Origin of the sequence: Mycobacterium sp. E2989 (assembly GCF_001667595.1) — a bacterium.
Lineage (GTDB): Bacteria > Actinomycetota > Actinomycetes > Mycobacteriales > Mycobacteriaceae > Mycobacterium.
Window position 1 is genome coordinate 89,680 of the sequence record NZ_LZJX01000030.1, and the last position, 23,385, is coordinate 113,064.

Here is a 23,385-nt window from a genome sequence, read left to right on the forward strand (position 1 = left end):
GCCTGCGAAAGTAAGTTAGATCGCCTTAGGCCGTGCTAAACGCTGCGCTCGTGCCGACCTACGGATGCCGCGGCGAGGGACCGGCAGCATCATGCGCTTTGCGGCGCGCCGCCGGCCCCCCCACCTATCGGCGAGCCTCTCGCGTCAGCTCTCTCGTCAGAACCGCGGATCCGGGCGCGAATTGACCCGCGCCACTTTCGATCCCCACGAGATCAGCTCGGGGCTGGCGTCGTCGTTGGGGATCTCGCATTCGATCAGCACCGGACCGCCCTTGTGGGCGTGTGCTTTCTCGATCGCCTCGGCCAATTCCGCTGCGGTGGTTGCCTTCAGCCCCAGGCCGCCGCCGTCCTCCGCGTTGAACACATCGACCAGACCGGCGTAATCCCAATTCTTGTAGTAGTTGTAGGGACCGTCGTGGATCGCCGACTCGATCACGTACCCGCGGTTGTTGACCAGAAAGATCACGATCTCCTGCCGGTGGCGGATCATGTTCGAAACCTCTTGGGCCGTCAGTTGAAACGATCCGTCGCCGATGACCGAGACCAGCCGACGGTCGTCCTCGAGCCCCATCGCGTAGCCGAAGCTGGCCGGCACGGACCAGCCGATCGAGCCCCACTGCATCTCGATCTCGAACCGGGCGCCACCGGGCAGTCGCGTGTACATGCCGTTGAGCCAGGAGTCACCGGTCTCCACCAACAAGGTGGTGTTGGAGTCCAGCTCTTCCTCGATCTGGCGCCACATCTCGACCCGGCTCAGCGGCGCCGACGGGTCGTCGGTCGCCGGCCGGGGCGCCACCGCTGCCGTACCCCTGAGGCGCTTGTACTGCGTCAGGGTCGCGTCGTTGGCTTGCACCTTCTTTGCGAGGTCGGACAGGAAGTCGGCCAGCGCCACTCCGGTGAACTCCGCGTCGGGGAACCGCACGACCCGGGGCTCGGCGTTGATCATGCGCTTCCGCGGCGGCAACGCGCTGTAGCCAACCGTGGTGTAGTCGTTGAACACCGGTCCCGCGGCCACGATCAGGTCGGACCAGTCGACGATGGCCTGGCACTGCGGGCTGCTCACCTCACCCCAGTAGATCCCGGCGTATTGCGGGTGATCTTCGGGGAAGAAGCCTTTGGCGTTCGGCATCACCGCCACCGCGCAGCCCAGCGTCTCGGCCAGCTCGCGGAAGGCGTCGATGGCGCCGTAGGAGCGCAGGTGCACCCCGGCCAGCAGGATCGGCTTCTTCGCCTGGGCGATGAGGTCGGTGGCCCGCGCGACGGCGTCGGCGAGCGTGCGCGCGTTGCTCGGCTGCCAGTCGGGCAACTCCGCGAACGGAGCCGGAGCGGCACACGGCGCGGCCGACAGGTTGCACGGGATCTCGATGTAGGCGGGCTTGCGCTCGCGCAGCGCGGTGCTGATCGCGTAGTCGATCATGGCGGGCGCGTTGTCGGGGTGCTGGATGCGCACCGCCGCGCAGGTCACCTGGCGGAACACCTCGTATTGCGCGGTGAAGTCGTGCGTGCCCACCGTGTGGTGCAGGATGTGGTTCTCACCCGCGTCGTTGGTGTTGGGGCTCGACGACACCATGATCACCGGCAGGCGTTCGGCGTGGGCGCCGGCCACCCCGTTCAGCGCGGAGTACGCCCCGACGTTGAAGGTGGTGAGCACGGCGCCGACCCCGTTCGCCCGGGCGTAGCCCTCGGCGGCGTAGGCGGCGTTGAGCTCGTTGCAGCAGCCGATCTGCTCGACGTTCTCGTTCTCCAGCAGCTCGTCGAGCAGGACGAGGTTGTAGTCCCCGGGCACCATGAAGTAGTGCTTGAGTCCGATCTGCTCGAATCTTTTCGCGAGGTACTTCCCCACGGTGAAGTCAGCCATGATTGCGTTCCTTTTGCGTTGAGCCACTTGGGAATTGGTCTACTCGGGCGCGTCGATCGGGACGACGTTGATGAGCTTCTTGTTGACGAACTCCGCGATGCCGATGCTGGACAGTTCGTGCCCGTAGCCCGACAGCTTGACGCCGCCGAAGGGCAGGTCCGGCTTGGTCCAGGTGGGGTGGTTGACGAAGACCATGCCGGTCTCGATCCGTTTGGCCACCTCGACCCCGCGCTGCGGGTCCTGCGTGAAGACCGAACCGCCGAGCCCGAAGTGCGAGTCGTTGGCCAGCCGCACGGCGTCGTCCTCGCTGGTGGCGCGGAAGAAGAGCGCGACGGGTCCGAAGAACTCCTGGTAGTAGGCCGGGTTGTCCGGGGTCAGGTCGGTCAGGATGGTCGGCTGCACGAACGCGCCGGTGGTGGGCACCGGCTCACCGAGCGGGATGGCGGTGGCGCCCGCCTCGACCGCGGCCTTGATCTTGTAGTTCAGCTCGTCGGCCGCGCCCTGGCTCGACATCGGCGGCAGGGTCGTCGCCTCGTCGAACGGGTCGCCGGCCTTGAGCTCCGCCAGCGCCGCGGAGAACCTCTCGAGGAACTCGTCGGCGATCTCCTCTGCGACGATGATCCGCTTGGAGGCGACGCAGCACTGACCGCCGTTGTTCATCCGGCCCCACACCGCCCACGGGACGGTCTTGTCCAGGTCGGCGTCGTCCAGCACGATCAGCGCGTCCGAACCGCCCAGCTCCATCGTCGACTTCTTGAGGTTCTTTCCGGCCCGGGCCGCGACGACGCTGCCGGCGCCCTCGCTGCCGGTCAGCGACACACCGCGCACGCGCGGGTCGTCGATCAGCAGGTTGATCTGCTCCTTGGTTGCGAACAGGTTGGTGTAGGCGCCCTCGGGGAAACCCGCCTCGAGCAGCAACCGCTCGAAGGCGGCGGCGGCCTGCGGGACGTTGGAGGCGTGCTTGACCATGACGACGTTGCCGGCCATCAGGTTGGGGGCCGCCACCCGCGCCAGCTGGTAGAAGGGGAAGTTCCACGGCTGCACGCCCAGGATCACCCCGAGCGGTTGGCTGACGAGCATCGCGTTGTCGTTGACGCTGAGCGTGTCGATGCGCTCGGGCGCAAGGAACTTCTCCGCGTTCTCCGCGTAGTAGGCGAAGATGTGCGCGCTCAACGCCACCTCACCGAGGGCCTCTTTGTAGAGCTTGCCCATTTCCAGCGTCAGCAGGCGGGCGAACTCGTCGGGCCGCTCCGTGAGCACCGCGGCGGCACGCCGGCACAACGCGGCGCGCTCGGCGTACGACGTCTGGCTCCACGACTCAAAGGTCTTCTGCGCCTGGTCGAGAAGGTTCATCGCCTCCGCGTCGGTCAGGTCGTCGAAGGTGGCGATCACCTCGTTGTTGAACGGGTTGACGGTCCGGTATGCCATGGTGTCCTCCATCGTTTTACCCACCAGCAGGGAAGCTGCATTTCATCGGTGAAATACAGCCATTTCGAAGCGATTACGCGGCAGGCCCTGCTGTCGCGTGCTGTTAACAGCATGCGGACGGGGTGAAGGCATGTCGTTACGGTCACCACCAAACAGTCATTACCGCCAGCAGGTAATGTGCCCGCCGAGCCGCGTTCGCCCCTGACTGTTGCTGTGGCGCACCACCGTTGGCCGCATCGGCGCGCGCCAGCGCCGATGGCGCGCCGCGCCTCGTCCGAGAGGCTCGACACGCCCCGTCTTGGGGGGCCGGCCGGATGCGTTGCGGCGGGCACGGTGCTAGTCGTGTGGAAGGGGTTTACTCCGCGCCCGGAAGATAGATACTGACATGATGCCGCTCCGGCATCATCCGGGCGCGGGAGATTTCCCGAGGCGATTTTTCACGGGCGCCGACCCGATGGGTAGCCCGCGATGGACCGCTGCGCGGCTGCGGCGATTGTTGACGTCCGACCGGGCTGAGGAGCAAGCCGGCCGCAATAGTCTGAGTGAACTCGCTCGACAGCAGACGGCTTTGCGTCGGGTGGCCGAACTCGTGGCCCGCGAGGCCGACCCCGCGGTCGTGTTCAACGCGGTGGCTGAAGAGATGGCCGACTGTCTGGGAGCGCACAACGCTACCGTGGCCCGCTACGACGGCGATGACATCGTCATTGCGGCGATTGGCCGGCCGGAACCCCAGTTGCCAAACCCGCCGGCGGTCGGTGATCGGTTTCCGCTGGACGGTGATCACGTCGCGGCGATCATTCGGCGCACCGGCCATCCCGCCCGGGTGGACAACCACGACCACGTGGCCGGTGCGGCGGCGGCCCGGATCCGTGACATCGGCATCAAATCCATGGTGGCCGTGCCCATCGTCGTGGGCGGGCGGCTGTGGGGCGTTATCGCGGTGGCCTCGCCAACCGGACCGCTACCGGCCGATACCGAAACTCGCATGGCGGATTTCGCCGAACTGGTGGCGACCGCGCTGTCCAACACGGCGGCACGAGAACAGCTCGATGCCAGCCGCGAGAACTTGCGGCAGCTGGCCCGGCAGCAGACGGCATTGCGCCGAGTGGCCGAACTGGTCGCCCGGGAGGCCGACCCGGCGGCCGTGTTCAACGCCGTCGCCGAAGAGATGGCTGACTGCCTGGACGCCTACAACGCAACGGTGGCTCGGTTCGACGGCGATGAGATTGTCGTCGAGGCCCTCGGGCGCGCCGAGCGTGAATTGCCCAATCCGCCGGCCGTTGGTGAGCGGTTCGCGATGGGCGGGGATCACGTCGCCCCCATGGTGCGTCGCACCGGCCGGCCCGCCCGGCTGGACAGCCACGACCAAGCGGCCGGTCCCACAGGCGCATTCATCCGCGAACTCGGCATTCAATCGATGGTCGCCGTCCCGATCGTGGTGGCGGGAACGTTGTGGGGTGTGGCGGGCGTGGCTTCGCGCTCCGGCCCGCTGCCGCCCGACACAGAGGCCCGGCTGGTTGACTTCGCGGAATTGGTCGCGACGGCGATCGCCAACGCCGCCACCCGGGCCCAACTGCAGGCCAGCCGGGACAACCTGCGCGAGCTCGCCGACAACCTCAGCGTGTTGGCCAGACAGCAGGCCGCCCTACGCCGGGTCGCCACGCTGGTCGCGCGGGGGGTGACGCAGTCCGAGGTGTTTACGGCCGTCGCCGAAGAGATGGCCGGTTGCCTGAATGTGGCCAACGCCGAGGTGCTCCGGTTCGAGGACGACGGGGCGGCGATCGTCGTCGTCGCCTCATTCGGAGCCCCAGGAGTGCCCCACCTGTCAGTCGGTGAGCGCCTCAGCACCGAGGGTGACAACGTCTCGTCGAGGGTGTTGCGCACGCGCCGCGCGGCGCGCATGGACAGCTGGGACGGCGCCCGGGGGCCCATCGCCGAGCGCATTCGACAGTTGGGCATCCGGTCGCGTACCGGTGCCCCGATCGTGGTGGACGAGCGGGTGTGGGGAATAGCCGTGGTGGCGACCAACGATCCCGACCCGCTGCCGCCGGATACCGAGGAGCGCATCGCGGAATTCGCCGAGCTGGTGGCGACGGCGATCGCCGCCGCCACCACGCGCGAGGAGCTGATCGCCTCCCGGGCGAGGATCGTGGCCGCCGCCGATCACGCCCGCCGCCGGCTCGAGCGCGACATCCACGACGGTGCCCAGCAGCGGCTGATCTCACTCGGCCTCAAGCTGCGGCTGGCGGAGGAATCGGTGCCGCCCGAGCAAGATGATGTGAAAAACGTTCTCGCGGAAGCGGTATCCGGGCTGAACGGTGTATTCCAGGAGCTGCAGGAGATATCACGGGGCATCCATCCGGCGATTTTGTCGACCGGCGGGTTGGCCGCGGCGCTGAAGACACTGGCCCGCCGCTCAACGGTGCCAGTCGATCTCGAGGTCGGGATCGAGCAACGACTGCCCGACTCCGTCGAGGTCGCCGCCTACTACGTGGTTGCGGAGGCACTGGCCAACGCGGCCAAGCACGCGCAGGCCACCCACGTGGCGGTGCGCGCGCATGCCACCGGTGAGAGCCTCGCGCTGTTCATCTCCGACGACGGGATCGGTGGCGCTGACGCCGGGAAGGGCTCGGGGCTGACGGGACTCAAGGACCGCATCGAGGCGCTCAGCGGCCAAATGCGCGTGGTGAGTCCGGCAGGCGCCGGCACGGCAATCGAGATCACGATTCCCGTCCAGGCGGGCCAACCGTAACTCCATTCCGCGCTGACTCAGAGGATCTCCCACTGCCGAGCGGCGCAATGTGACGATCTAGACCCGTCGATACCTGCTAGCAGGGGATGACGATTGCCGCCAGCGGCAACGACAGACCCGCTCCCGGACGGCAAGCTTGCTGACGAACGCGGTACACGACACCGTGTCCGTCGAAATCCGTGGCACCAAAGCCTTTTCGGAGAAGGAGCATCATGCACACGTTCTCAGGAGACGCGCAATGACCGAGCAATTGAGCGGCCCGCACAACGGCCTGCACAGCGAGCAGGGCGCCCTGCCCGGGGAACACCCGGGGCGTTCGGCCAACCCCGTGATCAAGGTTCACGACGTGGTCTGGCTCGAATTCGAGAAGCCCGACCTGCAGAAGGCCGAAACGTTCGCGCTGGCATTCGGTTTCAGCATTGTGCTGCGCACCGATAACGAGTTGCACCTGCGGGGCAGCGATCCCGGCGCGCCCTGCGTGCTGATCCGCCGCGGTTCCCGTTCCCGCTTCGTCGGGCCGGCCTTCGTCGCCGCCGAGCCCTCCGACCTGCTGCGGCTGGCCGACGCAACCGGGGCCGCTGTGCGGGCACTACCCGAGACGATTGGCGGGGTGACCGTCAACCTCGTCGACCCCAGTGGCATCGCACTGCGAGTGGTCTCGGGCGTACACGAGTTGCCGGAGCTGCCGTCCCAGAAACCGCACCTATTCAATTTCGGCGCAAGCCATGACACGCTGCGAGCCAACGCGACTCAGCGTCCCCCCCGGGTGCCCGCGCGCGTGCAGCGGCTCGGACACATCGTGCTGCAGACGCCGAAGTACATCGAGGCGCTGAACTGGTACCTGGACCATCTGGGTCTGATCGTCAGTGACTTCTGCTACTACCCGGGCCAGCGTGAGCGCGGACCGGTCATGAGCTTCATCCGCTGCGACCGCGGGTCGGTCCCTGCTGACCACCACACGCTCGCGATGGCATTAGGCCCGACCCACCGCTACGTGCACTCCGCGTATCAGGTCGCCGACCTCGATGCGCTCGCGGCGGGCGGCGAATACCTGCGCGAGCAAGGGTATTTCCGGTCTTGGGGCATCGGTCGCCACATCCAGGGCAGCCAGATCTTCGACTACTGGCGTGACCCGGAGGGCGGCTTCCTGGTCGAGCACTACGCCGACGGTGACATGTTCGACAACACGCTGGAGCCGGGTTGGGCCCCCTTGTCGGCATCGGGCCTCTATCAATGGGGCCCCCCGCCGAGCAAGGACTTCCTCGGCGTTGGTTCACCCGGTGAAGCGGCCCGCGAACTCGGCCTGATGCTCGCGGCGCTGCGCCACGACAACGAGTTTGACCGCTCCGCACTGCGTGGGCTGTTCGACGTAGCCAAGTCCTGAAAACCCCTCACCCAACCCAAACGGAAGGATCCGCACATGTCCATCTCCATCCTGCACACCGCCGACGGGTGGTGGGTGCAAACCGCTGCCGGCGCCGCCCGCATCCGCACCGACGCGACCACCACCGCGCAGCTGCTCGCCGACCGCCGTGCCATCGACGACGCCGTGGCCTCCACCGACACCGTGCCGGTGGCGAACCTCGCACTGCTCTCGCCGGTCACCACGCCGTGCCGGCTCGTGGCACAGGCCACCAACTACGCCTCGCACGTCCGTGACGTCGGGCGCGACCCGGGCAAGACTCCGCTGACCTTCTTCCGCAAGGCCTCCGGGTCGGTCACCGGTCCGTTCGGCGACATCGTCAAGCCCCCCCACGTGCGACTGCTGGACTACGAGCTCGAGATCGGCCTGCTGATCGGCCGCGAGATCCCGGTGGGCACGGAGGTGACCGAAGCCAACCTGGCCGAGTTCGTCCACGGGCTGGTCGTGACCAACGACGTGTCGGCGCGCGACGTGCAACTGACCAAACAGCAGTTCTTCGAGTCGAAGTCGTACCCGACGTTCACCCCGGTCGGGCCCGCGCTGGTGCTGGTCGACGCCGATGAGCTCAAGCGCTTCGGCGACCTGCGGCTGCAGTTGCGGGTCAACGGCGAACTGCGGCAGAACATGGTGGTCGACGGCGACATGCTCTACTCGCCCGTCGAGGCGCTGCAGGCGCTGGCCCGGTTCCAGAAGGTGGAGGCCGGCGACCTGATCCTCACCGGCACCCCGGTCGGCACCGCGCTCACCGCGCGGGGAGTCGAGAACCCGCACCAGATGGATCTGATGACGTTCCTTGCCGACCAGGCGAAGAACCCGAACTACCTGCACCACGGCGACGTCGTGGAGGCCACGGTGGCCACCGACGACGGCGCCCTCGACCTCGGCACCCAACGCAACAAGGTGGTCTACGCATGAACGCACAACTCCACGGCGCCCCGACGGCACTGCCGGACTTCGTACCGGTAATCATCATCGGTGCCGGGCCCACCGGAATCACCGCCGCGACGCTGCTCGGTCAATACGGCATTCCGACGCTGGTGCTCGACCGCCACGAGTCGGTCTACCCGTTGCCGCGGGCTGTGCACGCCGATGACGAGATCTACCGCATCCTGGCCCGGCTGGGCGTTGGCGACGAATTCGCCGCACACCGGCGCCCCGCTCTCGGACTTCGCTTGCTGGACAAGGATTTGCAAGTGCTGGCGGAGTTGAAGCGCAGTCCGCAGCCCAGCGCCAACGGCTATCCGCAGATGAACATGTTCGACCAACCGGAGTTGGAAGCGATGATGCGCGCCAACCTCAAGCAGTACCCCCACGTGGTGTTGAAGGGTGACGTCGAGGTCACGGCAGTCACCCAGAACAGATCCGGCCGCGTCCGGGTCAGCTTCCTCGACCGCGTGCGCGGCGGCGAGCAGTCCGTCGAGGCCGGCTACGTGTTCGGCTGCGACGGTGCCAACAGCATGGTGCGTGCGTCCATCGGTTCACACATGTACGGGCCGTCGTTTCAGCAGGACTGGTTGGTCATCGACGTCGATACGGAAGCCGAACTAGGTCAGTGGGAGGGCTGCCACCAGCTGTGCAGCCTCGAGCGTGCCGGCACGTACATGCGTGTCGGGCAGACCCGTCACCGTTGGGAATTCCGGCTGCTCGACGGGGAGACCGCCGCCGACTATCAAACCATCGAACGCATCGAACCGTTGATCAGGCCGTGGCTGGGCGACGTGGCCGCCGAAGAGTTACGACTCGTGCGCGTGACGGCGTACACGTTCCGCGCGAAGGTGGCCAGTCGCTGGCGGGACGGAAATGTGTTCATTCTCGGTGACGCCGCGCATCTCACTCCGCCGTTCGTTGGCCAAGGCATGGCGGCTGGTCTTCGTGACGCTTTGAACCTGAGTTGGAAAGTTGCTGGCGTGCTTGCCAATTCGCTGCCGGAGAGCGCACTCGACACATACGAACAGGAGCGCAAAGCACACGCCGCGGCGATGATCTTGATGGCCGTGTCGGTGGGCGCGGCGATGACAGGGGGAGGCGCGGCCGGCGACCTGGTTCGGCACGTGGTGTTCCCGCGCGTGCAGAGCCTGCGCCTGCCCGGCACGCGGACCAGCGCCGCCGATGGTGTCGCCCCGGGCCTGCGCAGGTCGTCTCTGGTGGTCAAGTCCCGCTTGCCGGGGCAGTTGGCCGGAACGCTGTGCCCTAACCCGACGCTGGGCGACGGCCGGCACCTCGACCAGGTCATCGGCAACCGGTTCGCGGTCGTCAGCTCCGCACCACTGAGCACCGCGCAGCAGGAGAAGCTCGGCCGCCGCGGAGCGACCTTCATCACGGTGTCGGGTGACAGCCAACTCGGTCGCTGGCTGCGGGGCGGCAGGGCGACCGCGGCAATCATTCGGCCTGATGGCGCGGTGATGCGGGCGGGCAAGGATCTTCAGACGCTTTGCGACGCCGTGCCCACGTTCGCGGTGGACCACGTCGATGTAACCGAGAGGGAACGCCGATGACCGAGCTACTGGTGCTCAATGATGGCAAACAGGAATTGCAGGCGGTGTCGTTGGACGGCGCCCGCGTGCGGACCCTGATCACCGGCCTCGACGAGCGGCCCGACGGCATCGTGGTCGACGAGTCACGCGGCCATGTGTATTGGACGAACATGGGCGCCCCGGATCCAGGGGGCGACCCACGTTCGGAAGTCGCGTACGCCCGCAACGGATCACTTGAACGTGCCGACCTCGACGGAGGTAATCGGGTCACCATCGTGCCGCGCGGAGCGTTCACGACCGGCAAGCAGCTCACCGCCGATTTCGAGGCCGGCGTGCTGTATTGGTGTGACCGGGAAGGCATGCAGGTGCTGTCCTGCAACCTCGACGGCAGTGACCTGCGTCCCTTGGTGGTCGCGGCCGTAGGGGACAAGGAGGCGCGCACGATCGCCAACCACTGTGTCGGCATCGCCGTCGATCTGGATCGTCGCCTGCTTTACTGGACGCAAAAGGGTGCACCAAAAGCCGGTGAAGGCAGGATATTTCGCGCTCCGCTCGAGCTGTCGGCCGGCGTCAGTCCGCAGCATCGTGACGACGTCGAGCTGCTTTACCATGACCTGCCCGAGCCTATCGATCTGCACCTTCTCGGAGGTACGACGTTGGTGTGGACCGACCGCGGCGCCGAGCCGGACGGCAACACGCTCAACCGGTCGACAGTGCAGCCGGTGCTTGGTCCGGCCCAGATTCTGTCTCGCGGATATCACGAGGCGATCGGGGTAGCGGCCCTTTCTGACTCGGAGTTCTATGTCGGAGATCTTGGCGGGGGCATCCGCTATGTCAACGTCGACGCGGGCGTCGATACCGAGCTGGTGCACCTGGGATACGGCCTCACCGGCCTAGCCCTTGCCCACCGGTGACAGCTCGTGCGACGACCGATGGGCGGTGAAGATGACCGGGATGGTGGATCTTTGGCACAACGTGACTCCCGGCCAGGGCACGCTGCTGGGTGGCGCTTTCGTCGTGTTGGCGGGTGTCATCGCTTTCGCCACGGGCTCGCTGGACCGGAGGTCACGGCAGAAGCGATTCCATTATGAGGAGATGAAAGCGCTGTATGCCGACGCGTTGCGGATCGGGCGAGACCTCGAGATCCTCAAGGCGCTGCCACCGCAGGAGCGCAGAGAGCTGCTGACCGAGAAGGCGGAGGCCATCGACCGGGTGATCAGCGAGCTCGCGCTCACCGGCAACTACCTAACCGCGGATCTGGCCATCGCCTACGCCTATCAGCAGTCGGTTCAGCTCGGTGTGTGGGTGAGGGAAGTGGAGGCCGACGACGGGTTGATGGACCGACTGGACAGGTGGTTGCACAACATGCCCGAGGGCCAGCGAGCGGCGTTGAAGACCTACGAGAACGTCAGCGTCAACCGTCGGGATGTGGTGCAGGCAGCGCGCAAAGAACTCGGTTTGTACGTGCCGATGTGGTCACGGCACCGTCGCGTGCTCCGGGAGAGAATCGCGACTGCGCAGTTTCCGCTCAACTGATCCACGGTCGCAACAAATCTGCTATTCGCCAATATGTTTCGTCTTTGACCGGCCTCCAGGCCGACCGGATCGCCACATGCGATCATCTCGTCAGTCAACAGGTGCGCACAGTGGTGACCTATCCGACGTACTGCTGGCGCGGCAACACGTCGGGGCGCATCAACGACCGCAGGGTTGTGCCTTCGGCCGCCGGGGGCTGACCGGGCGCCCCTCCTCTGGTGGAGGGGCTAATCGGTGTGCTTGCCAAGCCGATCGGGGGAGCCGACGGGCCAAGATCGGTTTCGCTGACGAGATTCACCGGTAACGGCCTGGCGGCCAGAGCATTTGGCGACGCGGAGGCGCTCCACGCGGGTGGCACCGACAGGGCTCCGACGGTGGCCGCGCGTCCGAGCCCCACCGACACCGCACCGCCGGCCTGTGGCCAGCCGGCCGAGCCAAGCGTGGTCGCCACCTGGCTGAGTCCCGCGCTCACCCTGGTGAGTGCGGCCGCCGTGGAGTCGGCAGCCGCAGCGCCCGACCCGGACAGAGTCGAGCACGCCGACAAGACGATGGAGGGGACCGTTGCGAAAGCGCTGATCCCGGAATTCACGGTGTCGGGCGCCAACGCATTGTTCAGGTCGCTGAGAATCTGTTGAACGATCGTGTCGACGGAGGGCCCGGCCGCCCCGGCCGTAGCGGCCCCCGGGGATTGCAACCCGGTGGCGTTGGTGTTCCGTTGCGGCGCAGGGAAGGGCGTCAACGACGCCACGGCGGCCGAAGAGCCGGCGTAGCCGTACATGGCGGCCGCATCTTGGGCCCACATCTCGGCGTATTGAGCCTCCGTTGCCATGATCGCAGGCAGGTTGATGCCCAAAATGTCAGTCGCGATGAGCATTGCCAGCTGCGCTCGGTTTGCCGCGATCACCGGCGGGGGGACCGTGGCCGCGAACGCCGCCTCGAACGCCGACGCAGCGGACCGGGCCCGGTTGGCCGATTGTTCGGCCTGCGATGCGGCGGCGCGTATCCACGTCACGTATGCCGCCGCGGCGGCGGCCATCGACTGCGATGATGGGCCGCGCCAACCTTTTCCGGTGAGCCCGGATATGACCGCGGAGTAGGAGACCGCCGCAGAAGACAGCTCCGCGGCCGCCAGCTCCCACGCGGCCGCGGCGCCCAGCAACGGAACCGACCCCGGTCCCGCGTACATGCGGCCGCTGTTGATTTCGGGCGGAAGCGCTTGAAAGTCCATCCGGAATGCCGTGTTCAGCGGGTCGTGGCCGCATTAGCGACCTCGGTGAGGGCGTACGAACCGGCGGACGCTTGCAAGGTAGCGACGAACATCTGGTGGATTACGCCTGCCTGTGCCCCGATTTCCTGGAACAGCGCCCCGTGGGCCGCGAACGCGGCAGCGACCAGCGCGGAAACCTCGTCAGCCGCCGCAGGCACCAGCCCCGTCGTGGGCTGTGCCACAACCGAATTCATGGCGGCCATCGCCGTGCCGATCGCGGCCAGATGTCCCGCCGCCGCGGTAAGATCTTCGGGTTGTGTGGTGACAAACGACATCTGAACTCCCAGTGCGTGATTCGGCCGGCGCGTGAAATCACCGATTGGCGACCTCAACACCTAGCATCGCTGTGGTAGGGGCTGATGTCGTCGGCGCTAGCGGCCCCATGGGATTCCGGCTAGCTGTAATTCTCGAGGTGGTTCAACAACCGCCACATCGGACAGTCACGCCGGTCGAGTCCGCCGTTACTCGCCGAGCCCGAGGGCGCCTCGGATCGCGTCGCCTGACAGGTCCGCCTTCGGAATGAAGGCGAGAGCCGAGCTGGTAGAGACGAGCTCCGCGAAATCCTCTTCGGCATGCGTAGAAATCAAGATCGTTGGCACCTGTGCGCCCGACCCATCGCGGTGCAGCAGTTCGACGATCTCGAAACCGCTTGCCTCGCCGAGATCGATATCGACGAGAGTGACGTCGGGCCTCAACTCCTGTACGCGCCGCAAGCCCTCTGCGAAAGATGTCGCCACCGCCAGCACGCTTATCCCCTGCCGTTCAAGCAATTGCGCCGCCGCGTCGAGGAAGTCCTGATTGTCATCGACAATCACGCAACTCGTCCGCCGATCAGTTCGCACAAGTTCAGTCTGGGGCAGCCACGGACCCGTCGCATGGAAGCTAGCAGGAAATTCGCGTTGCGCCGACTCGCGCTTTCCGGCCACCTGGCACGCGTGTCTGGGTGATAACCGGAAGCCGCGACGGTTGCCAGCGGTGCAGACGGGCGCCGGTCCAGCGGCAATCGTAGACATGACGCCGGACAGGCGCGAGCCGCTGCAGGAAGGTGCATGATGACTTTGCCAGAACAGTCGACCGCCGACGCCCTATCGGCCGCCGAATTCGAACAACGGGTGACGCCGCACATGGCTGAGCTGTACCGCCGGGCCATGCGGCTGACCAGTCAGCATGCCGATGCCGAAGACCTCGTACAGGACACCTTGGTCAAGGCCTTCGCGGCGTTCGGCTCGTTTCGGTCAGGGACAGACATCGGGGCTTGGCTGTATCGGATCCTGATCAACACCCACATCAGCAACTATCGCCGAGTTCAGCGGCGTCCGACGTTGCAGTCGACGGATCATCTTACTGATGCGCAATTGATCACGAGCGCGGCCCACTCGCCCAAGGGCCTGCCGTCAGCGGAGGACCAAGTGCTGAGGCGCCTCGGCCACCCGGGGGTGGCCGCCGCAATGCGCGCCCTTCCCGCGCAATCTCGGACGGCGGTCTATTACGCGGATGTCGCGGGACTGAGCTGCCGGGAGATCGCCGCGTTGATGGGGACTCCGCTCGGAACAGTGGTGTCGCGTCTCCATCGCGGACGGCGCCGACTGCGGTGGCTACTCGCCCAGGCGGACTGCGGCGCAGACTACGGTGACTCTGGGCGGCAACCGCAGATCGCGTGAGGCGTTGAGCGCCTGCTCATTCGGGTCAAGGCGCTTCAGCGGGAGTCCAGGAACGTGATGACCGCCCGCACCCGCCGGTGATCGTCATCGGTTTCCGGTAGGCCCAGTTTGGTGAGGATACTGCGGACGTGTTTCTCAACCGTGCCCTCGGTGACCCATAACCGTCGTGCGATTCCGGCGTTCGAACGGCCCTCCGCCATAAGCTCGAGCACTTCCAGCTCACGCGGCGACAGCGCCGCCAACGGATCATTCCGCCGCCGCCCGGACACCAATTCCTGTACGACCGCCGGATCGACCACCGATGCGCCCTTGGCGATCCGCTGCAGGGTGTCGACGAAGTCGGCGACGTCTGTGACGCGGCTCTTGAGCAGATATCCGATGCCACGGCCGCTGGCCAATAGCTCCATCGCATGCTCGACGTCTACATAGGCGGACAGCACAAGAATCCCCGTGGCGGGCAACTCCTCACGGATCGCGCGGGCGGCCTCCAGGCCCTCGGTGGTGTGGGTGGGCGGCATTCGGATGTCCACGACGACCACATCGGGATTGGCTTTTCGTACCAACGCGAGCAGCTCGACGGCGTTGCCGACCTGCCCCACCACGCTGAACCCGGATCGGTCCAAAAGGCTGGCCAGGCCCTCACGTAGCAAGGTTTCGTCGTCGGCTATCACCGCGCGCAACTGCGCCGGCGCCGTCCCAGCCTCGGCGGTGCTTGATTCCGTTGTCATCGCCTGACCTCCCGGGTTACCACCTGAGAAATCATCTTGCATGGGCGTTTTCTAGCGATCAACCATCGGCGGAACCCCGAATGCGATACCGCGTTCGCAAATCGCGTCATTGGTGTGGAGCACCCGGCTCAGGTGCGCATCCGGTCGATCAGGTTCGACAGGACCACGATGCTTTCGCTGCGCTCGATGTCGGCGCTCGACCGGATGCGCTCGAGCGCCGTCTCCAGGTGACTCATGTCGCGGGCCAGCACGTGCAGGATCGCATCCGATGTGCCGGTCACGGTCGCCGCGCTGACCACCTCCGGCATGTCCACCCACGCCGCCCGCAGCCGATCGGGCGCGATCGTGCCGTGGCAGAACACCTGCACGTAGGCCTCTGTGTTCCAGCCGAGCGCGTTGCGGTCGACGACCGTGGTGAAACCCTTGATGACGCCGGCCTCGAGCATCCGGTCGACGCGGCGCTTGACCGCCGGCGCGGACAGATTCACCCGCTCACCGATTTCGGCGAACGTGGCACGCGCATGCTCGGTCAGTTCGGCGAGGATGCGGGCGTCGGTCTCGTCGAGCCGCTCCATGAGCCCTCTCCCGTCTGAGCGCAACAAATCGATACCTAGACCATTTTACCGCAATAAATCGTGACTAGACACGCAATGATTAGCATTTGATTGTGTCAAGCCCGACAAATACCGTTGATTTATGACGGACCAGCACATCGCGGCGCCCGCCCCGACACAGGCCCGCACGCCCTGCGCCCGCCGGTACGCGATGACACCGCCGGCGTTCTTCGCGGTCGAATACGCGATCAACCCGTGGATGGACACCGCCACGCCGGTCGACGTCGGTCTCGCGCAGGCTCAATGGGAATCGTTGCGCGCGACCTACCTTCGGCTGGGTCACCGGGTGGAGGTCGTCGGGCCCGTCGCCGGGCTGCCCGACATGGTGTACGCCGCCAACGGCGGATTCATCGCCGGAGACGTCGCGATCGTGGCCAGATTCCGGTTCGCCGAGCGGGCCGGCGAAGCGCAAGCCTACGCCGAGTTCATGGCCTCGTTGGGCTACCGGCCGGTGTCCACTCGTCATGTCAACGAGGGGCAGGGCGACCTGCTGATGGTCGGCGAAATGGTGTTGGCGGGCCACGGCTTTCGCACCGATCGGCGGGCCCACGCGGAGATCTCCGCGGCGCTGCGGATGCCGGTGGTCTCACTCGAGCTGGTGGATCCGCGCTTCTACCACCTGGACACCGCGCTGGCCGTCCTGGACGACCAGACGATCGCGTTCTACCCGCCGGCGTTCAGCGTCGCCGCACAGGAACAACTGCTGGCGCTGTTCCCCGGCGCGATCGTCGTGGGCAGCGCCGACGCATTCGTGCTCGGCCTCAACGTCGTCTCCGACGGTCGGCACGTCGTCCTGCCCTCCGCCGCAACGGGTTTCGCCGCTCAGCTGCGGGCGGCCGGCTTCGAACCCATCGGCGTCGACCTCTCCGAACTCCTCAAGGGTGGCGGTTCGGTCAAGTGCTGCACATTGGAGGTGTTCTAAGTGACGATCCTCGACGCCAGGGCCGCGACCCGAACCGAGGCCGCCATCGGGTTGGTCGAACGCTATGCGGCGCACAACTATTCGCCGTTGCCGGTGGTGGCGGCCAGCGCCGGGGGCGCCTGGGTCACCGACGTGGAGGGCCGGCGGTACCTGGACTTCCTGGCGGCCTACTCGGCGGTCAACTTCGGTCACCGTAACCCCGAGATCACCGCGGCGGCGCACGCCCAGCTCGACACCGTCACGCTGGTGAGCCGCGCGTTCCATTCGGACACGCTCGGCCCGTTCTGCGCCGCCCTCGCGCGGCTGTGCGGCAAGGACCTGGTGCTGCCGATGAACTCGGGCGCCGAGGCCGTGGAGAGCGGCCTGAAGGTCGCCCGTAAGTGGGGCACCGATGTCAAGGGCGTCGCCGACGGTCGGGCGAACATCATCGTGGCCGACAACAACTTCCATGGCCGCACGATCAGCATCGTGAGCTTCTCCTCCGACCCCGCGGCGCGGGGCGGATTCGGACCCTTCACGCCCGGGTTCCGCTCGGTCCCGTTCGGTGACGCCGCCGCGCTGGCCCGCGCGATCGACGACGACACCGTCGCGGTGCTGCTCGAGCCGATCCAGGGCGAGGCGGGGATCGTCGTCCCGCCCACGGACTACTTACCCACCGTTCGCGCGCTGTGCAGCGAGCACAACGCGCTGATGATTGCCGACGAGATCCAGTCCGGTCTGGCGCGCACGGGACACACGTTCGCCTGCGACCACTGGGGCGTGGTGCCGGACGTCTACCTGCTCGGCAAGGCGCTCGGCGGCGGCGTGGTTCCGCTGTCGGCGGTGGTCGCCGACCACGAGGTCCTGGGCGTGCTGCATCCCGGCGAGCACGGCTCCACCTTCGGGGGCAACCCGCTGGCCGCCGCCATCGGCACCACCGTGGTTGCCATGCTGGCCCGCGGGGAGTTCCAGGCCCGCTCGGCGACATTGGGCGCGCACCTGCACGGGCGCCTGCGTGAACTCGTGGGCCGCGGCGTCGTCGAGGTGCGCGGCCTGGGATTGTGGGCGGGCGTCGACATCGACCCGGCGCTCGGGACGGGCAAGCAGATGAGCCTTCGACTGGCCGATCGCGGCGTGTTGGTCAAGGACACCCACGGGTCGACCCTGCGGTTCGCGCCGCCGCTGGTGATCAGCGAGCAGGAGATCGATTGGGCGATTGACCAGTTCGCTGCGGCATTGCGGGAGACATGCGCATAATCAGCTGATCCAAGCAACAGGGGGCGCACTTGCCAGCCAGCTCGATCAGCCTGCCGGAGCAGATGCTGCGGCGTCGTCCCGTTGTCGGCGCGCACGCGGCACGCGGGGCCGCCGACCACCTCAAGCGCAGTATCGGCACCTTTCAACTGACCATGTTCGGCGTCGGCTCGACGATCGGCACCGGGATCTTCTTCGTCATGTCCCAGGCGGTGCCCGAGGCCGGGCCCGGGGTGATCGTCTCGTTCTTGATCGCCGGCGTCGCCGCTGGGCTGGCGGCTATCTGCTACGCCGAATTGGCCGCGGCGGTACCGGTTTCGGGGTCGGCCTATTCGTACGCGTACACCACGCTGGGCGAGGCCGTCGCGATGGGCGTCGCGGCGTGCCTGCTGCTGGAGTACGGGGTTTCCACGGCCGCCGTCTCGGTCACCTGGAGCGGATACCTGAACAAGTTGCTGCACAACGTCTTCGGATTCCAACTGCCGCACGCGCTGTCGGCGGCGCCCTGGGACTCCGAACCGGGCGTGGTGAACTTGCCGGCGATCGTCCTGATCGTGATGTGTGCGCTGCTGCTGGTCCGCGGCGCAAGCGAGTCGGCCAAGGTCAACACCATCATGGTGCTCACCAAGCTCGGCGTGCTGATCATGTTCGTCATCCTCGCGTTCACGGCCTTCGACCTCGACCGGCTCAAGGACTTCGCCCCGTTCGGCGTCGCCGGCATCGGGTCGGCGGCCGGCACCATCTTCTTCTCCTACATCGGCCTGGACGCGGTGTCGACGGCGGGTGACGAGGTCAAGGACCCGCAGAAGACGATGCCGCGCGCCATCCTCGCGGCGCTGGCGACGGTGACCACTGTGTACGTCCTCGTCGCGCTTGCCGCGCTAGGCACCCAGTCGTGGCGCGACTTCGCTGCCCAGCAAGAGGCGGGCCTGGCCACGATCCTCGACAACGTCACCCACGGCAAATGGGCCAGCACGATTCTGGCCGCCGGCGCCGTAATCTCGATCTTCTCGGTCACGCTGGTCACGATGTACGGCATGACGCGGATCCTGTTCGCCATGGGCCGCGACGGGCTGCTGCCGTCGCGATTTGCCACGGTGAACGTGCGGACCATGACCCCGGTGAGCAACACAGTGATCGTCGGGGTGGCCGCGGGGAGCCTGGCCGCATTCGTGCCGCTCGACAAGCTGACTGACATGGTGTCCATCGGCACCCTGACGGCGTTCATCGTCGTATCCGTCGGGGTGATCATTCTCCGGGTGCGCGAACCCGACCTGCCGCGGGCGTTCAAAGTGCCGGGTTACCCTGTCACACCGGCCCTTTCGGTGCTCGCATGCGGATACATCCTGTTCAGCCTGCACTGGTACACCTGGATCGCGTTCGCCGCCTGGATCTCGGTGGCGTTGATCTTCTACTTCGCCTGGGGCCGCCACCACAGCGCGCTCAATGGCGAAACGCTTCAGCGGGACGCGCTATGACCGTCGTCGTCGGATACCGGGCCGGCAAGGTCGGGCTCTCGGGATTGCATCTGGGGGTGCTCATCGCGCGCACCCGCGGCACCTCGCTGACCGTGGCGACCATCGTGCCCAAGCCGTGGCTGACGCCGTCGCTCGCCCGCGTCGACGCCGAGTACGAGCAGTGGGCGGACAGCTTGGCGGCGGAGTCGGCCACCGAGGCCGCCCGCTTCCTCGACGGTCTGGCCGACGGCATTGAGGTCACCTACCTGCACCGCGCGCACGGATCGGTCTCCGGGGGACTCCTCGAGATCATCCACGAACTCGACGCCGACCTGCTTGTGCTGGGTTCGCTGCCCAGCGGTGGGCGGGGGCAAGTGCTCATCGGCTCCACCGCCGACTGGCTGCTGCACGCCTCGACCGTGCCGGTCGCGATCAGCCCCCGCAAATACCGTGCGCCCCAAGGCAAATTGAGCCGGCTCACCTGTGCCTACTCGGCCACTCCGGACGCCATCGACGTGGTGAGGCGCTGCTTCGAATTCGGTCAAAGATTCGGTGTCCCGATGCGGGTGATCACCTTCGCGGTCCGCGGCAAGACGATGTATCCGCCGGAGGTCGGGCTCGAGGTCGAGGATCAGGTGCTGCAGGCCTGGGCGTCCCAGGCGCACGGCATCCTCGAGGAGCTGAAGACCGACGGCGTCGTGAGCGAAGACGTTGCGCTGCACGTGGTTACCGGATGCAGCTGGAAAGAGGCGCTGGCGAAGGCCGATTGGCAGGAGGGTGAGATCCTGGCGTTGGGCACCCGGCCGCGTGGCGACATCCGGCGGGTATTCCTCGGTTCCCGCAGCGCCAAGATCATCCGGGCGAGCCCTGTGCCGGTGCTGGTGCTGCCCGGCTAACGCTGCGCCGCGGCGTTGGCGGCCGCCTGCGCCTTCTTGAGGGTCACCGCGACATCGCCACGACCCAGGAACATCTCATCGAAATACGGCCGCATGGCGTCGCTGCCGGCCGCGAAACCGGCGCCGCCGGGCGCCGCGATGCGCGGGCCGTTGAGCACGGCGAAGAACGGTCCGACGTTCACGCCCCTGGCCGACCAGAAGTCGAAGTACACCGGCTGCGCCGACAGGACGGCCGGGATGGCCGCACCGGCACGACCCAGGAACTCGTTGCCCTCTTTGCTGCCCATCCAGGCCAGGACCTGGCGCACCGCATCGGGATGCTTCGTCGCGGCATTGCCAACCGCGGCAATGCCATTGGTGACGCTCACCCGGCCGGCGGGGCCCGCCGGCATCAGCGCGACGCCCCAGCGAAAGCGGGCGTCGCGGGCCACCGGCGCCAGGTTGTAGGTGCCGGACTGGAACAGCGCCATCCTGCCGGCCAGGAACTGGTTGCGGGAGAAGTCGCCGTTGTCGTTGGTGTCGGATGCCGGCGGCGCGACGTGGTCGTCGTTGATCAGGCCGACGAGGTACCGGAAGGCCTGCACCGCACCGGGATTGTCGAACGCGAACTTGTCGCCCTGCTGGAAGACGCCGCCGGCCGAGCCGATGTAGTTCAGGTAGATGCCCTGCGGGTCGTTGGCGGCGTTGTAGCCCCACTGCCGCACCCGTCCGGCGTCGAAACCCGCGGTGTTTGCGGGATGGCCGTCGGCGTCCACGGTGAGCCGGGCGAGCATCGGGCGCAGCGTCTCGCCGCCATCGGCGCCCCAACGCAATCCGTTCAGCTCGGCGGCGTCGACACCGGCCGCCGCGAGCAGGTCGGCGTTGTAGAACACCGCGATTCCGGCATCGGTCAGTTGGGGAACGCCCCACAGCGCGCCCCCGCGGGTGAACTGATCCACGACCGCCGAATCCCACGCCGCGGCGGAGCCGGCCGGCAGGGCCGTGCCGATGTCCATCAGCCGGCCGCTGTCGGCGTATGGGGCCAGGTAGGCGTTGGACAGCCAGAAGATGTCGTCGGCGCTGCCGCCGGCCACATCGGTGCGCAGCGTGTCGAAGTACGTCGCGTACGCGACAACGCTGGTGTGCACCGCGATCCCGGGATGCGTGCGATTGAACGCCTCGAACGACTGCCGGTACGCCGTGGCGATCTGCTCGGCCCAGACCCGCACCGTTACCACGATTTTGCCGCCGGGGGGCTGGCCGGAATAGTCGAGCAGCACCGCGGTCGCACCCAAGAGCATCGCGACCAACGCGAGCGCGCCGGCCATCAGCGTCGAAAAGCGGGGCCGGTTCATGCTGTGCGCCCAGATTGCCGCGGTGGTCGTGAAGCGGCGAAAATTACAGCCCTGAGCGCAATCTCGACGCGTGAACGGTTCACTTGAGCCCCGAGACGACGATCGACGCGACGATGTGCCGCTGGAAGAACACGAACAGCGCGATCAGCGGGACGATGGCGATGGTCGTCGCGGCCATCACCAGCGTCCACTGGGAGTTGAACCGCGACTGCAAATCGGCCGTCGCGACCGTGAGCACCCGCCACTTGTGGCCGCTGGTGATCACCAGCGGCCACATGAAGTTATTCCACTGTGAGACAACGGTAATCAGCGTCAAGGCCGCGAGCACCGGCCGGCTGGACGGGATCACCACGTGCACGATCACGTCCAGGGTGTTCGCCCCATCCAGGTGGGCGGCGTTGACCAAGTCGTTCGGGATGAGGCGGAAGTGCTCGCGCAGCAAGAAGATCGCGTACGGCGAGCCGAACACGAACGGCAGCACCAACGCCCAGAACGTGTTGCGCAGGCCGAGCTGGGCCATCATCAGATACAACGGCACCACCGTGACCGTGCCCGGCACCATCAACGTCGCGACGTACACCCAGAACAGCGCGTCGCGCCCGGGGAAATCCAGGCGCGCGAACGCGTATCCGGCCAGCACCGAAAAGGTCAACTGGCCCACCAGAATCACCGCCGTCATCAAGGCGGTCACCGCCGCGGCCCGGCCGAACCCGGCCCCGCCCAGATCCGTGTAGTTGGCCAATGTGAAGGGGCGCGGCAGCTGCAGCGGCGTACCCGTGGCGAACTGGTGTGCCGAGGTGAAGGACGTCAACAGGCCAAGGGCGAACGGCACCAGGGTGATCAGCGCGCCGAGGATGAGTCCGGCGTAGATGAGAAGCCGGCTAGGTGAGGTCATAGCTGATCCGTCGCCGGAAATACGCCTGCTGCACCATAGTCACGCCGATCAGGATGACGAACAGCACCACCGCCATCACCGACGCGCGCCCGATCGCCGCCGAGCCGAACGCCTCGGCGTAGATGCGGTGTGCCACCAGGTCGGTGCTGCCGCCGGGCCCGCCGCCGGTCAGCGCGTAGACCATGTCGAAAACCTGTGCGGTGCTGACGATTCCGGTCACCAGAACGAAGAACGTGGTCGGGCGCAGCATGGGCAGCGTGATGCGCCAGAACCGTTGCCACCCATTGGCACCGTCGGTGCGCGCGGCGGCGTGAATGTCGTCCGGGATCGCCAGCAGGCCCGCCAAGAACGACAGCGAGACATAGCCGACGTTGGTCCACACGACGACGGCGGAAACCAGCGGCAGCGCGAAGCTGGGGTCCGACAGCCATTCGATGCTGTGCCCCAACACGGCGCTCACGGCCCCGTCGGTGGGCGCCAGAATCCAGCGCCACAGCACGGCGATCGCCAGCGGCGCGCAGATCCACGGCAGCACGTAGACGGTGCGAAACAGGCCGGTGCCGGGCAGCCGGCGCGCGAGCATGGACGCGGCCAGCAGGCCCAGCACCGTCTGCGCCGGCACCACGATCGCCACGAACAGGGCCGTGACGATCAGCGAGTTGGCGAAGGTGTGATCGGTCAACACGGAGCGCCAGTTGGCCAGGCCCACATACCGCAACGGGCCCAGCAGGTCCCAGCGGTACAGGCTCAGCCAGATCACCACCAGGATGGGCAGCAGCAAGAAGGCGACCACACCGAACAGGCTGGGCGCCAGCAGGGCGTAGCCCAGCGCGGTGGAACGAGGCTGTCTCCTCAGGACGCCGCTGGCCATGCTGGTAATTAAAGCGGGCGCCGCCGGGGTTTGGGGT

21 protein-coding genes are annotated in these 23,385 nt (G+C 67.0%); 11 read left to right on the forward strand and 10 right to left on the reverse strand.

The window, feature by feature from the left end:
* Positions 1–156: 156 nt before the first annotated feature.
* Both A5680_RS07465 and A5680_RS07470 read right to left on the reverse strand, forming a co-directional pair.
* Complete coding sequence (locus A5680_RS07465; RefSeq protein ID WP_055404697.1) at positions 157–1,857, reverse strand: alpha-keto acid decarboxylase family protein; 1,701 nt, start codon at positions 1,855–1,857, stop codon at positions 157–159.
* A 39-nt stretch (positions 1,858–1,896) separates the two neighbouring features.
* Positions 1,897–3,309, reverse strand: a complete 1,413-nt coding sequence (locus A5680_RS07470) for an NAD-dependent succinate-semialdehyde dehydrogenase (RefSeq protein WP_231977580.1) — start codon at positions 3,307–3,309, stop codon at positions 1,897–1,899.
* Positions 3,310–3,862: 553 nt separating this feature from the next.
* Between A5680_RS07470 and A5680_RS07475 the strand changes: the two genes are divergently transcribed.
* The 6 genes from A5680_RS07475 (at position 3,863) to A5680_RS07500 (ending at position 11,470) form a co-directional block, all read left to right on the forward strand.
* On the forward strand, positions 3,863–6,037 hold the full coding sequence (locus A5680_RS07475; protein ID WP_197499740.1) for a GAF domain-containing protein: 2,175 nt from the start codon (positions 3,863–3,865) through the stop codon (positions 6,035–6,037).
* Between the two features lie 238 nt (positions 6,038–6,275).
* Complete coding sequence (locus A5680_RS07480; protein ID WP_067817775.1) at positions 6,276–7,421, forward strand: VOC family protein; 1,146 nt, start codon at positions 6,276–6,278, stop codon at positions 7,419–7,421.
* 36 nt (positions 7,422–7,457) lie between these two features.
* On the forward strand, positions 7,458–8,375 hold the full coding sequence (locus A5680_RS07485; RefSeq protein WP_067817778.1) for a fumarylacetoacetate hydrolase family protein: 918 nt from the start codon (positions 7,458–7,460) through the stop codon (positions 8,373–8,375).
* On the forward strand, positions 8,372–9,955 hold the full coding sequence (locus A5680_RS07490) for a bifunctional 3-(3-hydroxy-phenyl)propionate/3-hydroxycinnamic acid hydroxylase (protein ID WP_067817781.1): 1,584 nt from the start codon (positions 8,372–8,374) through the stop codon (positions 9,953–9,955). Before A5680_RS07485 ends, A5680_RS07490 begins: the two co-directional genes overlap by 4 nt.
* Positions 9,952–10,848 (forward strand): hypothetical protein, encoded by an 897-nt coding sequence (locus tag A5680_RS07495; protein WP_067817784.1) that lies wholly within the window; start codon positions 9,952–9,954, stop codon positions 10,846–10,848. The genes A5680_RS07490 and A5680_RS07495 overlap by 4 nt, the downstream gene beginning before the upstream one ends.
* A 40-nt stretch (positions 10,849–10,888) precedes the next feature.
* A complete protein-coding gene (locus tag A5680_RS07500) occupies positions 10,889–11,470 on the forward strand; it encodes a hypothetical protein (protein WP_156675026.1) in 582 nt (193 codons plus the stop codon).
* Positions 11,471–11,588: 118 nt separating this feature from the next.
* Here A5680_RS07500 and A5680_RS07505 read toward each other — a convergent pair whose 3' ends face one another.
* From A5680_RS07505 to A5680_RS26215, 3 genes are all read right to left on the reverse strand, one after another.
* Positions 11,589–12,698, reverse strand: a complete 1,110-nt coding sequence (locus A5680_RS07505) for a PPE family protein (protein ID WP_067817789.1) — start codon at positions 12,696–12,698, stop codon at positions 11,589–11,591.
* 14 nt (positions 12,699–12,712) lie between these two features.
* A complete protein-coding gene (locus A5680_RS07510) occupies positions 12,713–13,012 on the reverse strand; it encodes a PE family protein (protein ID WP_067817792.1) in 300 nt (99 codons plus the stop codon).
* A gap of 186 nt (positions 13,013–13,198) precedes the next feature.
* A complete protein-coding gene (locus A5680_RS26215; RefSeq protein WP_231977581.1) occupies positions 13,199–13,552 on the reverse strand; it encodes a response regulator in 354 nt (117 codons plus the stop codon).
* A gap of 243 nt (positions 13,553–13,795) precedes the next feature.
* Here A5680_RS26215 and A5680_RS07520 point away from each other — a divergent pair, with 243 nt between their 5' ends.
* On the forward strand, positions 13,796–14,398 hold the full coding sequence (locus A5680_RS07520) for a sigma-70 family RNA polymerase sigma factor (RefSeq protein ID WP_231977582.1): 603 nt from the start codon (positions 13,796–13,798) through the stop codon (positions 14,396–14,398).
* A gap of 35 nt (positions 14,399–14,433) precedes the next feature.
* Here A5680_RS07520 and A5680_RS07525 read toward each other — a convergent pair whose 3' ends face one another.
* Together A5680_RS07525 and A5680_RS07530 are read right to left on the reverse strand one after the other, a co-directional pair.
* Positions 14,434–15,126: a response regulator transcription factor gene (locus tag A5680_RS07525; protein ID WP_055404972.1), complete on the reverse strand. Its 693-nt coding sequence runs from the start codon at positions 15,124–15,126 to the stop codon at positions 14,434–14,436.
* 128 nt (positions 15,127–15,254) lie between these two features.
* Complete coding sequence (locus A5680_RS07530) at positions 15,255–15,701, reverse strand: Lrp/AsnC family transcriptional regulator (protein ID WP_055404973.1); 447 nt, start codon at positions 15,699–15,701, stop codon at positions 15,255–15,257.
* 121 nt (positions 15,702–15,822) lie between these two features.
* On the opposite strand from A5680_RS07530, the gene ddaH reads away from it, so the two are divergent.
* The 4 genes from ddaH to A5680_RS07550 are packed head-to-tail and all read left to right on the forward strand — an operon-like array spanning position 15,823 to position 20,248.
* Positions 15,823–16,662: a dimethylargininase gene (gene ddaH / locus A5680_RS07535; protein ID WP_067817801.1), complete on the forward strand. Its 840-nt coding sequence runs from the start codon at positions 15,823–15,825 to the stop codon at positions 16,660–16,662.
* Positions 16,663–17,898, forward strand: a complete 1,236-nt coding sequence (gene rocD, locus A5680_RS07540; protein WP_067817804.1) for an ornithine--oxo-acid transaminase — start codon at positions 16,663–16,665, stop codon at positions 17,896–17,898.
* A 29-nt stretch (positions 17,899–17,927) separates the two neighbouring features.
* Positions 17,928–19,373, forward strand: coding sequence for an amino acid permease (locus A5680_RS07545; protein ID WP_067817808.1), 1,446 nt, complete (start codon positions 17,928–17,930; stop codon positions 19,371–19,373).
* Positions 19,370–20,248: a universal stress protein gene (locus A5680_RS07550; RefSeq protein ID WP_067817810.1), complete on the forward strand. Its 879-nt coding sequence runs from the start codon at positions 19,370–19,372 to the stop codon at positions 20,246–20,248. The genes A5680_RS07545 and A5680_RS07550 overlap by 4 nt, the downstream gene beginning before the upstream one ends.
* On the opposite strand, the gene A5680_RS07555 is transcribed toward A5680_RS07550, so the two are convergent.
* The 3 genes from A5680_RS07555 to A5680_RS07565 all read right to left on the reverse strand — a co-directional run bounded on the left by A5680_RS07555 (position 20,245) and on the right by A5680_RS07565 (position 23,333).
* Positions 20,245–21,582 carry a sugar ABC transporter substrate-binding protein gene (locus A5680_RS07555; RefSeq protein ID WP_067817813.1) on the reverse strand — a complete coding sequence of 446 codons (1,338 nt, stop codon included), beginning with the start codon at positions 21,580–21,582 and terminating at the stop codon, positions 20,245–20,247. The genes A5680_RS07550 and A5680_RS07555 overlap by 4 nt on opposite strands.
* Before the next feature lie 79 nt (positions 21,583–21,661).
* Positions 21,662–22,477 (reverse strand): carbohydrate ABC transporter permease, encoded by an 816-nt coding sequence (locus A5680_RS07560; RefSeq protein WP_055404979.1) that lies wholly within the window; start codon positions 22,475–22,477, stop codon positions 21,662–21,664.
* Positions 22,464–23,333, reverse strand: a complete 870-nt coding sequence (locus tag A5680_RS07565; protein WP_156349690.1) for a carbohydrate ABC transporter permease — start codon at positions 23,331–23,333, stop codon at positions 22,464–22,466. The genes A5680_RS07560 and A5680_RS07565 overlap by 14 nt, the downstream gene beginning before the upstream one ends.
* Positions 23,334–23,385: the final 52 nt, after the last annotated feature.